A 15,040-nucleotide genomic window follows, 5' to 3' on the forward strand; every position below is an offset into this window, starting at 1 on the left:
AAGTAAAAAAATAAAGGCCTGAGCCTTTATTTTTATTTTTTCTTGAATATATACAAATCCTTGTTGGGGCCGTCAATTTCTTTTCCTTCCATATCCAGTTGGAACAGCATATTTTCACCAACTTTATATTTATAGTTTGCTGTTTTTCCTTTTAAAGTAATCATAGTTCCTGTTGCATCCCATGTGAAAGATCCTTTATCCTGATTTTTTGAATTTCTATCAAGATATTCTTCAGAAATACTGAATGTTTTATCATTATTCAATGTTAAGGAAGTCTTGATACCCGGACAGTCAGCGCAAGGAATTGTTGCTTCATAAGTACCAGCCCAATCCAATGCATTTTCAGAAGTGTCACCAGCTGCTGTAGGGGTAGCTTTAGTGATGCTGTCTGTAGTAACTTGTTGAACAGCTGTTGCAGAATCTGTGGTTGTACCGGTTGTTTCAGTTGCTTCTTTTTTAGAACATGAGGCAAGGAACAGAGCGGCTCCCATTCCCAACATGAGCATTTTGCTTTTCATCATAATAATTGATTTAAGTATGTTTCTTAATAATAAAGTTACTTCCAATCAACAAAAACTAAGCCAGAGGGAGGAGAGTTTAATGTTTAATGTTTAATGTTTAATGTTGTTGGCCGATAATTGTCAGTATATGGTTCCGGGTTTAAATTGATAGATTTCTAAATAAGTTTTCTGCTTTCCCTGTTATCAATACATTTTATTTTTTACATTTTACAAAAACTACTTCTTAACAACTTTTCCGCGCGTTTTATAAGGCCTATTCTTATTTTTCTTTGTAAATTCGGGCAAAATTTTGATTATGACAAAAAAGATACTTTTATCTGTATTTCTTTTGCCAGCTGCAATGGCATTTGCACAACAATATGGCGGAATGTGGATTCCTACTGAGCTGAATGAAAAGGAAATGAAGGATTTGGGAATGAAGATTTCTGCAAAAGATATTTTCAACCCTCAGAAACCAAGCATAAAGGATGCGGTAGTACAGTTTAACGGTGGATGTACTGCGGAAATTATTTCGCCTAAAGGACTGCTTTTAACCAATCATCACTGTGGTTTCGGTCAGATTCAGGCGCATTCTACCGTTCAGAATGACCTTCTTTCAAACGGATTCTGGGCAAAAAATACACAGGGAGAACTTCCTAATCCGGGAGTAAAAGTAGATTTTATTGTAGATATAAAAGAAGTTACTGATCAGATTTTAGAAGGTACAGACAACCTAACGGAGCCGGAACTTACTAAAAGGATCAACAACAATATTGAGGTTTACAAAAACTCTCAGAAAATTGAATCTTACCAATCGATCATGGTAAAGCCTATGTATTATGGAAACAAATACTATGCTTACACCATCGAAACTTATAAAGATATCCGTCTTGTGGGGGCTCCCCCTCAAAGCATCGGAAAATTCGGAAGTGATACAGACAACTGGGTTTGGCCTAGACATACCGGAGATTTCTCTATGTTCAGAATCTATGCAGATAAGAACAACAGACCTGCGGAATATTCAAAAGATAATGTTCCTTACGTTCCGAAACACTATTTACCTGTTTCTATAAAAGATAAAAACGAAAACGATTTTACCTTTGTATTCGGTTTCCCTGGAAAAACTACAGAATATCTTCCTGCGGTAGGAGTAGAAAAAATCATGAAGGATATTGATCCTGCAAGAATTGCGGTACGTGATGTTGCTTTAAAAACATTAGACGAAAAAATGCGTGCTGACAATGAAACACGTATCAAATATGCTTCAAAATATGCTTCTGTAGCGAACTACTGGAAAAAATGGATCGGTGAAGTAGAAGGATTGAAAAAATCTAATGCTGTAGAAAAGAAAGTAATGTATGAAGGTTCTTTGGTGGCTAAAAATCCGGAGATCAAAAATACATTGGATCAGTTGAATAAACTATACAATGATCAGGCTCCTTATGCATTAAACAATGCTTATTTTACAGAAGTGGTAAGAAATGCTGAGACTTTGAAGCTTGCTGGTGATTATTATGACTTCGTAGCTTCTGTAGAAGCGGGTAGAATGGATGAAAAGGAACTTACAAAGTTAAAAACAAAATTAACCTCTTTCTACAAAGATTACAGTGCAGAGCTTGATGCTAAAGTAACCGCAAAATTATTGGCTTTATACGTTAATAAAACAGCGCCACAGTTTTTACCGACAGGGTTCAGTAAATACAAAGATGAAAGCCCGAATATCCCTGTAATAGAAGATATGTCTAAAAACTCTATCATCACAGGAAGAACTGCTGTGAATGGAGGAACATTAACTGCAGATATTGATAAAGCGTTTTCTAATCAGGATAAATTGATCAAAACGTTAAAGAAAGATCCTATTTATCAGCTGTATGTTTCTATGAAAGAAACATATATGAAAACTGCAGATCCGCAATATACCTCAATGCAGGCAAAAATTGATGCTTTACAGAAAAAGTTCATGGCACAGCAGATGCAGACGGATAAAGACAGAAAGTTCTTCCCGGATGCGAATTCAACGCTTCGTGTAACGTACGGTAAAGTAAAAGGATCTACACCTAGAGATGCAGTTTCTTACGGATATCAGACTCACCTGGCAGGAGTAATGGAAAAATATGTTCCCGGAGATTACGAATTTGATGTTCCAAAGAAACTGATTGATCTTTACAACAAAAAAGATTTCGGAAACTATAAAGATAAAACAGGTGATGTTCCTGTAGGATTCACTGCAACAAACCATACAACAGGAGGAAACTCTGGAAGCCCTGCTCTTGATGCCAACGGAAATCTTGTAGGATTGAATTTTGACAGACAGTGGGAAGGAACAATGAGTGATATCAACTATGATCCACGTTTCAGCAGAAACATCATGGTAGATACAAAATATATCCTTTTCATCATCGAGAAGTTTGCTGACTCAAAGTGGCTTGTTGATGAAATGAAGATTATAAAATAATTTTTAAAAGTTATACCTTTAAGAATCTATTTAAACTGAGTTTTGAATAGATTCTTTTTTATTTTAAATAAGATGAAAGACAGGATCATCAATGTTTTGGCAGCTTTCGAATCTGGTAATATCGGGAAATCTTTTCCGCTGGATTACTGTTTGCCGCTTTATCACAGTGTCTCCGACAGAGAACTTCCCCATATAAAACATGTGATCCGTTATAAGAATACAAAACAGTTTGAAGAAGATCTTGATCATCTTGCGAAGAATTTCCGGTTTGTCAACTGGCAGGAGTTTAAAGAGTGTATGTCCGGGGATTTTAAATCTAAGAAAAAAATTGCCCTGCTTACTTTTGATGACGGTTTCAGAGAATTTTATGATATAGTAGCACCGGTTTTGGAACGAAAGGGAATTTATGCCTGCAATTTCGTAAACCCTGCTTTTATTGATAATAAAGATATGATGTTCAGATGCAAAGCCAGCCTTCTTGCAGATGCAGTTGAGAAGAATAAAACTATAAATCCCGAGGTTTATCGTATATTTTCTCTTGACAGCCATGCAGACAAAGGTGTTTTACAAAAGAATATTTTACAGGTTAATTATCAGGGGAAAAATATTTTGGAAAGGCTTGCTGAAAAGCTTGAAGTGGATTTTAATGCTTATTCAAAAGAATGTAAACCCTATTTAAGTACAGAAGAGCTAAAAGAACTTACAAGGAAAGGTTTCGGAATCTCTTCTCACAGCTGGGATCACCCTAAATATGGAGATTTATCTTTGAAAGAACAGATGGAAACTACGAATAAAACTTTTGCTTATTTGAAAGAAAATGATTTCCTCTACGAAAGTTTTGCATTTCCGTTTACTGATTTTGAAGTTCAGAAAAACTTTTTTGATGAGCTCTTTAAAAATGAGGAAATCTATTGTAGTTTTGGATGTGCAGGGGTAAAACTGGATAGTGTAAAGAAAAATTTTCAAAGAATTCCAATGGAAATGGGTGAGAGCGGGGAACAAATACTGAAAAAAGAAACGGCTTACTTCAAACTGAAAAGACTGATTAACAAAAATACCATTCTGAGAAAATGATAGCGCTGAAAACATTCAACAGAAAAGAACTGGAAGATTTTATATCATCCGGAGCATTTCTGCAGTATGATTTTCTTCCTATTACAAAACATCGTGCATTGTCGCATATTCACAATCCTAAAGCATCAGAGGAAGATACCCTTCTTATTCTGGCATTCTTTGAAGAAAAACTTATTGGATATGTTGGGTGTTTCCCGGATTGCTTTGAGATTGATGGAAAGGAAATCCGCTATGCCTGGCTAAGCACTTTATATGCAAACCCTGATTACAGAAAAAGAAGACCTGCAAAAGCATTACTGAAAAAGGTTTTTGAAGAATACGAAGGCAGAATTGCCATTACAGAATTTACCAAAGAAGCAGAAGCCCTCTATAATATTATGGGTGTTTTTGAATATGTCTTTCCTAAAGAAGGGAAGAGATATTACTTCAGAACTGATGCTGCTAAAATGATTCCTGAAAAAAAACCGGGAACACAACCCTTGAAGCCGCTTTTTCAGTCTCTGGATGCTGCCGCCAATTTATTAATCTCAATAAAGAACTTACCGGTACAGAAACCGGACTTCAAATATGAGGTTCTTCCTCGTATTGACAAAGAAAGTGCTGATTTTATGACTGGATTTTCCGGGGTACGGAATGCAGATGAAATCAATACTTTTATAGATTATCCATGGATTTTGGAAGGAAAAAGAGACGTGAAATATTTCTTTTCAAGTTTTGCGGATACATTTACATACTTTTGGATTAAGATTTTCGATCAGAATAATCAACTCAAGGCTTGTTTCCTGTTGCAGCTCCGCGACGGATACCTTAAAATTCCCTACCTTTTTTCAACTTCTGATCTGGCTGAGGTTGTCAGGTTTTTAAATTATTTCATAATTACCAATAAAGTAAAAGGATTTACAAGTTATCAGACCAGCCTCAACAAGACAATACAACAATCGAAAGTATTTTCTCCTATTTATGACCGTGATTTTAAAAGAGAATATCTGTTTCATCAACAGCTGTTAGAATTACTTCCCAATAATTTTAATCCCAATTATCAGGACGGGGACGGGGATTGCATGATGACGTAATAGAATTATGAATTATAAATGATCACTGATCAATTATCATTGATCATTTATAAAAAACAAACCGCCCGATAATTCTATCGGGCGGTTTGTTTTTTAATGTCCGAAAATATCTTTCAGACTTACTTCTTTAAATGTTCCCATTTTATTGACTGCTTCCATATTCAGATTTTCTTTTTTACCGATAATGGCGGTGTTAAAATCTATGGATTTAACTTCTGTCTGATAAAAATGTCTGATATCTTCAAATTTCAGATCCTGAATCTGGTTGTAAATATCTTTTCTGAAATCATGATAAATATTCAGTTTCTTCAATCTTAATGTATTGAAAAATATATTATTTCGGGTAATCCTTGTTGAGGCAATCTGTTTCAGAGCAGCATTTCTGGCGTTCTCAAACTGAATAGGCACTTCAGGAAGTTCATTCATCAGTTCATTCATCGTATCCACAGCAATCATAAGCTTGTCAGGCTGAGTTCCGATATAAGTCGTTACATAATCCGGATGGTTGAGTTCCGAGTTCGCTGCATAAGAAACGTAAGCAGAGTAAGCAAGACTCTTACTTTCCCGGATTTCCTGGAAAACAATTGATGATAATCCCCGTCCAAAATATTCGTTAAATACATTGATCTTTCCAAAATGAAGTGGATTCACCAGATTTCCTTTTCCGATTTTGCTCATTTCCATCTGAACCATATCATAATTGATGAAATTTACATTTCCTCCGGTGGCAGGCTCTGGATATTGTTTAGCTTCCGAAATCTGAAGACTCTCAGTTTCTATATACTGACCAATATATCCCTTGAAATTTTCAAAGCTTTTACCATAGAAGAATACCTGATATGGATATTTGAAAAGCTTTTTTATTCTGTCAGTGAAAACTTCAGAATTGCTGCCTTCAAGTTCCTCTTGGGAAATAATATCCGTAAAACGTGAGTGAGCACCCAATTTTGTATAATTGGTCAGCGCTGTCATAATACGGTTTTTATCTTTCTTAATGGCCTCTCTGTTTTCCAGTACAGTTCCCACAAACTGATTATAGATTTCCTGGTCTGGTTTTACATCATGCATCCAGTGCTGCAGAAGAGCAATTCCCTTTTCTATATTTTCTTCCAATCCGCTTAGAGAAATGATCAACTGATTATTTGTGGTTTTGAAATCATTGCTGATTCCGATTTTGAAAAATTCCTTTTTTAAATCTTCAGGCGAAAGAGTATCCGTACCCAGGTATTGCAGCAACTGAGTGGAAATTCCCAAATCTCTGTCATTGTCACTTCCAAAAGGAAAAATGAAATGAAGCTGTGCAATATCATTATAGTTGTTCTTTACAAAACTTAATTTCTTTCCGTTAAGCTGATCAGTGGCAATTTCTTTCTGATAGTCGATAAATTCCGGCTTAATATCCTCTGTCTTATCCATTAAAATCTCTTTTAAAAACTCAGACTGAGTATCTCTGTTGATTTTAACAGGAGTAATACCTGGATTTTCAACTCTGATCAACATGTCATTGACACCTTTTTCTTTATTGACAACAACATAATTTTCTTTGAAAAAATCCTTGGCAAAATTCACTATATCTTCCTTCGTAAAAGCAGTATATTCATCCATCTCATTCAGTTCCTGCTCCCACGTTATCCCTTTTATATAAGAATCGTACAGGGTGGTAGCAAGCCCTTCTGCTGTTTCAAGGCCTTTCATTCTCTGAATTTTGAAATCATTAATGATTGCTGGCAGCATCCAGTCTGGGAAATCGCCTTTCTTTATCAGTTCAATTTCCTCCAGCACCATGTTCTTTGCTTCCTCAAGAGTTTGGTTTTCCTTAGGTACAGCTACAATAGAAAAATATCCATATTGTCTTAACCCTACAGAAAATGCCTGAGCCCAAAGCATTTTTTGAGTCTGATTGATATGCAGATCCAGTAATCCTGCTTCACCCCTGTTGCTGAGGATATTGGCAACAACATCTGCAAGCATAGCGTCCCTTGTTCCATAGCTTTCTGTTCTCCATGCCAACTGAGTGCGTGGAGTAGTAGGGCTTTTCACTGTTCTTGTTACAATTTCTGTAATGGGTTGTTCAATAATCGGTGTCTTTTGCGGAAGCTCTTTATAAGGCAAGGTGCCAAAATATTGATCAACTAATTGAATGGTCTCTTCAAAATCAAGATCACCAACCAGCACCATAGCGTAGTTATTAGGAACATAATACTCATCAAAGTACTTGTGAATAGCCTTCATAGAAGGGTTTTTCAAATGCTCGGCTCTTCCAAGTGTTGTCTGTTGGCCGTTAGGATGCGTAGGGAAAAGAGCATCCATCAATTCATAGCTTACAAGTCTTGTATCATTATCCTGAGCTCTGTTGAACTCTTCATATACAGATTCCAGTTCCGTATGAAAAAGACGAAGTACAATCTCAGAAAATCTTTCTTTTTCTATTTTTAGCCACTTTTCAAGTTCGTTGTTCGGGATATTGTTCTTATATACTGTTTCATCAAACCAGGTATGTGCATTCGTTCCGGTAGCTCCCAAAGAAGAAATGGCTTTGTCATATTCATTGGCAATAGCATATTGACTGGCTTCCTGAGAAACTTCATCAATTTTTTTATAGATCTCCTTTTTCTTTTCAGGATCCTGTTCTGCTTTATGCTCTTCATACAGCGCTGAGATCTGGTCCAGAAGTACTTCTTCCTTTTCCCAGTTTTGAGTCCCGATTTGTGAAGTCCCTTTAAACATCATATGCTCAAGATAATGGGCCAGTCCTGTATTATCAGACGGATCATTATTGCTTCCGGTTCTTACAGGAATAAAAGTCTGTATCCTAGGAGCATCAAAATTTTGAGCAAGAAAAACTTTCAACCCATTTTTCAAAGTATAAATTCTGACGTTATTTTCGTCATGTGTTATCGTAATATATTCGTAGTGGTTTTTATCAGTATGAACCGTTTCCTTATATTTTCTGTCTGTCATATAAAACTCATTTCACTCCTTAGAATCCGGAATGCACTACAAATGTATGAAATCAAAAAAAATGTTAGCTGCTTTTTATCACTATTACATCTATTGTTGTAGTTGAAAAGGTAAATCATAAGAATGAAATACCCATTGTAGAAAGGAAATAAAGGCTGCTACTGGTAATTTATTTTTATAGAATATCTTTCATACTATATAATATATAATAGTATACGCTTTAATATCCATTATTATACAGATGATCTTTTTCAGGAGCTATTTCCTGCTATCCATTCATACTCCTCACGCCCGGGCTGTGCGATTCTCAAATCCACCTGCTCTCCAACGCGTGCTGCGGGGTACCCATTTCTATCAGGGCTAGGGGGAGGTTAATGATGAATTATGAATTCCCCCGAAATACCCTATACTAAATATACATCATCATCTGTGCAAATGCGTGATCTGTGGTTAACCAGTACTCATTCCATAAGAACGCACTATTATCCTGAGCGTAGACGAAGGGAGCCTGTTTTATAAAAGCTTCCCCTTGCACCTTTCCCCCAACCTTCCCTTTATCTTATATATATATAATAGAATGTATCTTTCATTACCCCATTACTCATGATTTCTTCTCCCTCAAAGCGCTCCCTTGAATCTCCCAAACAAATGTTTAAAATTTTTCTCTCTGCGTTCCAGCGTATTAGGGTTAAATATTACGGGTGTGTAAAATTTATGTTAAATAAAGTTGTTTTGCGTTGCAATAAGTTGTTATCTTTGCCCCACTGAAAAACGAGAGTAATACAGTAGCGCAGGAGAGCTTTTAGATAAGCATAGACATTATGATACTTCAAAAAGAGGCAGACAAAAAACTTTAATTTTTTTATCAAAAAAAGTTGCGAGTTTAAAAAGAGTTTGTATCTTTGCAGTCCCAAATAAAGGGAGCGCAGGAGTAGAGTGATTAAGGTTTAGGAGAGGGATTAAGGTTACTTAAAAAACTTTAAAATTTTCTTTCAAAACATTTGGTCATTAAGAAATAAAGTTTTACTTTTGCACTCGCAAATACGGAGCGCCACTGACAGAAGAGAGTGCTTCGTTACAAAGCGAAAGATATAAAGATCATTGACATACAATATAACAACCAAGTAAGGAAAAACTAAAGCGTAAAAAAAACTTTGAGTGAGTCAGACAAACATACAATGGAGAGTTTGATCCTGGCTCAGGATGAACGCTAGCGGGAGGCCTAACACATGCAAGCCGAGCGGTATTGTTTCTTCGGAAATGAGAGAGCGGCGTACGGGTGCGGAACACGTGTGCAACCTGCCTTTATCTGGGGGATAGCCTTTCGAAAGGGAGATTAATACCCCATAATATTTAGAATGGCATCATTTTAAATTGAAAACTCCGGTGGATAGAGATGGGCACGCGCAAGATTAGATAGTTGGTGAGGTAACGGCTCACCAAGTCAACGATCTTTAGGGGGCCTGAGAGGGTGATCCCCCACACTGGTACTGAGACACGGACCAGACTCCTACGGGAGGCAGCAGTGAGGAATATTGGACAATGGGTGAGAGCCTGATCCAGCCATCCCGCGTGAAGGACGACGGCCCTATGGGTTGTAAACTTCTTTTGTATAGGGATAAACCTACCCTCGTGAGGGTAGCTGAAGGTACTATACGAATAAGCACCGGCTAACTCCGTGCCAGCAGCCGCGGTAATACGGAGGGTGCAAGCGTTATCCGGATTTATTGGGTTTAAAGGGTCCGTAGGCGGATCTGTAAGTCAGTGGTGAAATCTCACAGCTTAACTGTGAAACTGCCATTGATACTGCAGGTCTTGAGTGTTGTTGAAGTAGCTGGAATAAGTAGTGTAGCGGTGAAATGCATAGATATTACTTAGAACACCAATTGCGAAGGCAGGTTACTAAGCAACAACTGACGCTGATGGACGAAAGCGTGGGGAGCGAACAGGATTAGATACCCTGGTAGTCCACGCCGTAAACGATGCTAACTCGTTTTTGGTTTTTCGGAATCAGAGACTAAGCGAAAGTGATAAGTTAGCCACCTGGGGAGTACGTTCGCAAGAATGAAACTCAAAGGAATTGACGGGGGCCCGCACAAGCGGTGGATTATGTGGTTTAATTCGATGATACGCGAGGAACCTTACCAAGGCTTAAATGGGAAATGACAGGTTTAGAAATAGACTTTTCTTCGGACATTTTTCAAGGTGCTGCATGGTTGTCGTCAGCTCGTGCCGTGAGGTGTTAGGTTAAGTCCTGCAACGAGCGCAACCCCTGTCACTAGTTGCCATCATTAAGTTGGGGACTCTAGTGAGACTGCCTACGCAAGTAGAGAGGAAGGTGGGGATGACGTCAAATCATCACGGCCCTTACGCCTTGGGCCACACACGTAATACAATGGCCAGTACAGAGGGCAGCTACACGGTGACGTGATGCAAATCTCGAAAGCTGGTCTCAGTTCGGATTGGAGTCTGCAACTCGACTCTATGAAGCTGGAATCGCTAGTAATCGCGCATCAGCCATGGCGCGGTGAATACGTTCCCGGGCCTTGTACACACCGCCCGTCAAGCCATGGAAGTCTGGGGTACCTGAAGTCGGTGACCGTAAAAGGAGCTGCCTAGGGTAAAACAGGTAACTAGGGCTAAGTCGTAACAAGGTAGCCGTACCGGAAGGTGCGGCTGGAACATCTCATTTTAGAGCGTCGTAAGACGATAAAAAAACAAAGGTACTTAAATGTACCATGCACTTACTTCAAAGTAAAGCTTTAGTTTTTTGTTTGGTTGGTTATATTAAAAATACAACACCCACTAGAAATTAGTATAGGGAAAGAGATTGAGAAATGAAGAAGAGGAAAAGTATAACTTACTTACTCATTCCCATAACTCATATAAAGTCTCGTAGCTCAGCTGGTTAGAGCGCTACACTGATAATGTAGAGGTCGGCAGTTCGAGCCTGCCCGAGACTACTAATTAAAGCGGCTGGCAAATAGCTTATAGCTGATGGCAAAAATGCCAGAAGCCAGAAGCAAATAGCCAACAGCAACTAGAGGGGAATTAGCTCAGCTGGCTAGAGCGCCTGCCTTGCACGCAGGAGGTCAAGGGTTCGACTCCCTTATTCTCCACAGTTTTGGAAGACTGATTTAAAAGTTACGGATAGAGCCAAAAACAATATCTGTTCATCAGTTGTACAAAAAGAATTTAAGATCATTGACATTAACGGTAAAGACATCACAAAGAGATAACCGAGCACTTTCGAGTGCCGAGTTTATAAAAATATCGATAAATTAAATTTATCAAAAAATACTGAACTAATATAATTATTAGGAAAGAAATCGTTAAGGGCGTATGGCGGATGCCTAGGCTTTCAGAGGCGACGAAGGACGTGGTAAGCTGCGAAAAGCTGCGGGGATTGGCACACACGAATTGATCCGCAGATGTCCGAATGGGGCAACCCGGCTGGTTGAAGACCAGTCACCTCGTAAGAGGAGCAAACCCGGAGAACTGAAACATCTAAGTACCCGGAGGAAAAGAAATCGAAGAGATTCCGTAAGTAGTGGCGAGCGAAAGCGGATTAGCCCAAAAGCTGATATATGTTTAATAGAATGTTCTGGAAAGAACGGCCGTAGAGGGTGATAGCCCCGTATATGAAAGGCATATTTGAGTGATAAATGAGTAGGGCGGGACACGTGAAATCCTGTCTGAATATGGGGGGACCATCCTCCAAGGCTAAATACTCCTGAAAGACCGATAGTGAACAAGTACTGTGAAGGAAAGGTGAAAAGCACTTCGAATAGAAGGGTGAAATAGAACCTGAAACCGTACGCCTACAAGCGGTCGGAGCAGCATTAAGCTGTGACGGCGTGCCTTTTGCATAATGAGCCTACGAGTTAATTTTACTAGCGAGGTTAAGGTATTAAGTACCGGAGCCGGAGCGAAAGCGAGTCTGAATAGGGCGTATAGTTAGTAGGATTAGACGCGAAACCTTGTGATCTACCCATGGGCAGGTTGAAGCTCTGGTAACACAGAGTGGAGGACCGAACCGGTTGACGTTGAAAAGTCTTCGGATGACCTGTGGGTAGGGGTGAAAGGCCAATCAAACTGGGAGATAGCTCGTACTCTCCGAAATGCATTTAGGTGCAGCGTCGTATATAAGTTTATTAGAGGTAGAGCTACTGATTGGATGCGGGGGTTTCATCGCCTACCAATTCCTGACAAACTCCGAATGCTAATAAATGTTCTACGGCAGTGAGGGCATGGGTGCTAAGGTCCATGTCCGAGAGGGAAAGAACCCAGACCAACAGCTAAGGTCCCAAAATATATGTTAAGTTGAAACAACGCGGTTGGACTGCATTGACAGCTAGGATGTTGGCTTGGAAGCAGCCATTCATTTAAAGAGTGCGTAACAGCTCACTAGTCGAGCGGTCCGGCATGGATAATAATCGGGCATAAACATATTACCGAAGCTATGGATTTGTATTTTAGATACATCTGGTAGGAGAGCATTCTATTTGCGCTGAAGCAGTACTGTGAGGTATTGTGGAGCGGATAGAAAAGAAAATGTAGGCATAAGTAACGATAAAGCGGGCGAGAAACCCGCTCACCGAAAGACTAAGGTTTCCTCAGCCATGCTAATCAGCTGAGGGTTAGTCGGGACCTAACGCGAACCCGAAAGGGGTAGTGGATGGACAATGGGTTAATATTCCCATACTTGCTCACACTAAAAAGGGGACGGAGTGCCGTACTTACTGGAGACTGACGGAATAGTCAAGGCCTAGCCTTCGGGCGAAGCTGCTGTAGGGAAAGTGCTTCCAAGAAAAGCCGAAGTGAAGCAACCCGTACCAAAACCGACACAGGTAGTCGAGGAGAGAATCCTAAGGTGCTAGAGTGAATCATGGTTAAGGAACTAGGCAAAATAGTCTCGTAACTTCGGGAGAAGAGACGCCATCAGCAATGGTGGCCGCAGTAAAGAGGCCCAGGCGACTGTTTATCAAAAACACAGGACTCTGCAAAATCGAAAGATGCAGTATAGGGTCTGACACCTGCCCGGTGCTGGAAGGTTAAGGAAGGTGCTTAGGGTTAAACCGAAGGCATTGACTGAAGCCCCAGTAAACGGCGGCCGTAACTATAACGGTCCTAAGGTAGCGAAATTCCTTGTCGGGTAAGTTCCGACCTGCACGAATGGTGTAACGATCTGGGCACTGTCTCAACCATGAGCTCTGTGAAATTGTAGTATCGGTGAAGATGCCGATTACCCGCAATGGGACGAAAAGACCCTGTGAACCTTTACTATAACTTCGTATTGACTTTGAGTAAGTAATGTGTAGGATAGGTGGGAGGCTTTGAAGCTTGCACGCTAGTGTAGGTGGAGCCAACGTTGAAATACCACCCTTTACTTACTTGGAGCCTAACTTCTTAAGGGAAGGACATTGCGTGGTGGGTAGTTTGACTGGGGTGGTCGCCTCCAAAAGAGTAACGGAGGCTTTCAAAGGTACCCTCAGCACGCTTGGTAACCGTGCGTAGAGTGTAATGGCATAAGGGTGCTTGACTGTGAGACCTACAAGTCGATCAGGTGCGAAAGCAGGACATAGTGATCCGGTGGTTCCGTATGGAAGGGCCATCGCTCATAGGATAAAAGGTACTCCGGGGATAACAGGCTAGTCTCCCCCAAGAGCTCACATCGACGGGGAGGTTCGGCACCTCGATGTCGGCTCGTCACATCCTGGGGCTGGAGAAGGTCCCAAGGGTTGGGCTGTTCGCCCATTAAAGTGGCACGCGAGCTGGGTTCAGAACGTCGTGAGACAGTTCGGTCTCTATCTATTGCGGGCGTTAGATGTTTGAGAGGGCTTGATTCTAGTACGAGAGGACCGAATTGAACAAACCTCTGGTGTATCAGTTGTACCGCCAGGTGCACTGCTGAGTAGCTACGTTTGGAAGAGATAAGCACTGAAAGCATATAAGTGCGAAACTCGCCTCAAGATGAGACATCTTTTAAGGGTCGTTGGAGATGACGACGTTGATAGGCTACAGGTGTAAAGACAGTAATGTCATAGCCGAGTAGTACTAATTACCCGTAGATTTATAGCCTAATATGGCGCACGAAAGTGCAGCAAGGTTACCTCTTTGTGAAAGTTTTTATCGAAAATAACCAGGTAGCAGATGGTAGCTATTGGGAAGCAGGTAAAACCTGTATCCTTTTACTTATACCGTGCAGCCTTATATACCTTCTTTAGGGTGGTTTTAGCGGTGGGGCTCACCTGTTCCCATTCCGAACACAGAAGTTAAGCCCACCAGCGCCGATGGTACTGCGAAAGCGGGAGAGTAGGCCGCCGCCAGTTTTTATTTTATTTTTAAAAAATCCTTTATCTTATGATAAAGGATTTTTTTTTGCGTTATACCCAACTCATAAATAATAGGCAATCAGCAATCAATAATGATTGACTGTCCCCTATTGTCATCCACGACCATTGATCATTTACCGTTTATCATTTATCACCAATACTCCACTCCCCAGGAATCTATACAATACATTTTAAATTTTATAATTAAGTAGATCTAAGATTATCAATTTATCAATCACTTAAATATTAAAACATCTATAGTATTCCTTTGAACTTTTAAGATTCTAATAAGCCTTGATTCCTACGGAATGACATTATTGGAACAGGGGTATTAGTACGATTTAGAACTCCTCATTTCTCATCCCACAGTTCATACGCAGAACCCAGAGCCACACAACTCATCATTCATAACTTATAATTCATAATTAGCTTCCTCCCTAGCCCCGATAGTGATGGTTACCCCGCAGCATGCCTGGGAGAGCCAATGGGATGCAGCGCAGGGCAGCCTGGCGCGAGGAGTATGAATGGATAGTGGGAGAAGGCTCCAAAAATATCACCAGTTGTTCACTAAACTATTTCCTTGTAGAAACCAGTTTTACTCGAATAAATTCAATAAGTTTGTATTAGTTTTCCAAAAATAAT

The 15,040-nt window shown here is 39.9% G+C and carries 5 protein-coding genes, 2 tRNA genes and 3 rRNA genes; 8 read left to right on the forward strand and 2 right to left on the reverse strand.

Features of this window, described 5'->3' with window-relative positions; all coding sequences use genetic code 11:
* Positions 1-32: 32 nt before the first annotated feature.
* Positions 33-521, reverse strand: a complete 489-nt coding sequence (locus KYG33_RS20010) for a copper resistance protein NlpE (protein WP_228408652.1) — start codon at positions 519-521, stop codon at positions 33-35.
* A gap of 295 nt (positions 522-816) precedes the next feature.
* Between KYG33_RS20010 and KYG33_RS20015 the strand changes: the two genes are divergently transcribed.
* The 3 genes from KYG33_RS20015 (at position 817) to KYG33_RS20025 (ending at position 5,102) form a co-directional block, all read left to right on the forward strand.
* Positions 817-2,955 carry a S46 family peptidase gene (locus KYG33_RS20015; RefSeq protein WP_077414201.1) on the forward strand — a complete coding sequence of 713 codons (2,139 nt, stop codon included), beginning with the start codon at positions 817-819 and terminating at the stop codon, positions 2,953-2,955.
* A 72-nt stretch (positions 2,956-3,027) separates the two neighbouring features.
* Positions 3,028-4,029 (forward strand): polysaccharide deacetylase family protein, encoded by a 1,002-nt coding sequence (locus tag KYG33_RS20020; RefSeq protein WP_180565273.1) that lies wholly within the window; start codon positions 3,028-3,030, stop codon positions 4,027-4,029.
* Positions 4,026-5,102 (forward strand): GNAT family N-acetyltransferase, encoded by a 1,077-nt coding sequence (locus tag KYG33_RS20025; protein WP_077414207.1) that lies wholly within the window; start codon positions 4,026-4,028, stop codon positions 5,100-5,102. The genes KYG33_RS20020 and KYG33_RS20025 overlap by 4 nt, the downstream gene beginning before the upstream one ends.
* Before the next feature lie 93 nt (positions 5,103-5,195).
* Here KYG33_RS20025 and KYG33_RS20030 read toward each other — a convergent pair whose 3' ends face one another.
* Positions 5,196-8,063, reverse strand: coding sequence for a M16 family metallopeptidase (locus KYG33_RS20030; RefSeq protein WP_219072295.1), 2,868 nt, complete (start codon positions 8,061-8,063; stop codon positions 5,196-5,198).
* Positions 8,064-9,238: 1,175 nt separating this feature from the next.
* Here KYG33_RS20030 and KYG33_RS20035 point away from each other — a divergent pair.
* The 5 genes from KYG33_RS20035 (at position 9,239) to rrf (ending at position 14,395) form a co-directional block, all read left to right on the forward strand.
* Positions 9,239-10,755 (forward strand): 16S ribosomal RNA (locus tag KYG33_RS20035).
* A 197-nt stretch (positions 10,756-10,952) separates the two neighbouring features.
* Positions 10,953-11,026, forward strand: a tRNA-Ile gene (locus tag KYG33_RS20040).
* An 82-nt stretch (positions 11,027-11,108) separates the two neighbouring features.
* Positions 11,109-11,182: transfer RNA gene (locus tag KYG33_RS20045), tRNA-Ala, on the forward strand.
* A 203-nt stretch (positions 11,183-11,385) separates the two neighbouring features.
* Positions 11,386-14,144 (forward strand): 23S ribosomal RNA (locus tag KYG33_RS20050).
* Positions 14,145-14,287: 143 nt separating this feature from the next.
* Positions 14,288-14,395 (forward strand): 5S ribosomal RNA (rrf, locus tag KYG33_RS20055).
* The 16S, 23S and 5S rRNA genes sit together here with 2 tRNA genes alongside, the layout of an rRNA operon.
* Positions 14,396-15,040 lie beyond the last annotated feature (645 nt).

It is taken from the genome of Chryseobacterium sp. D764 (assembly GCF_019317325.1).
Lineage (GTDB): Bacteria > Bacteroidota > Bacteroidia > Flavobacteriales > Weeksellaceae > Chryseobacterium.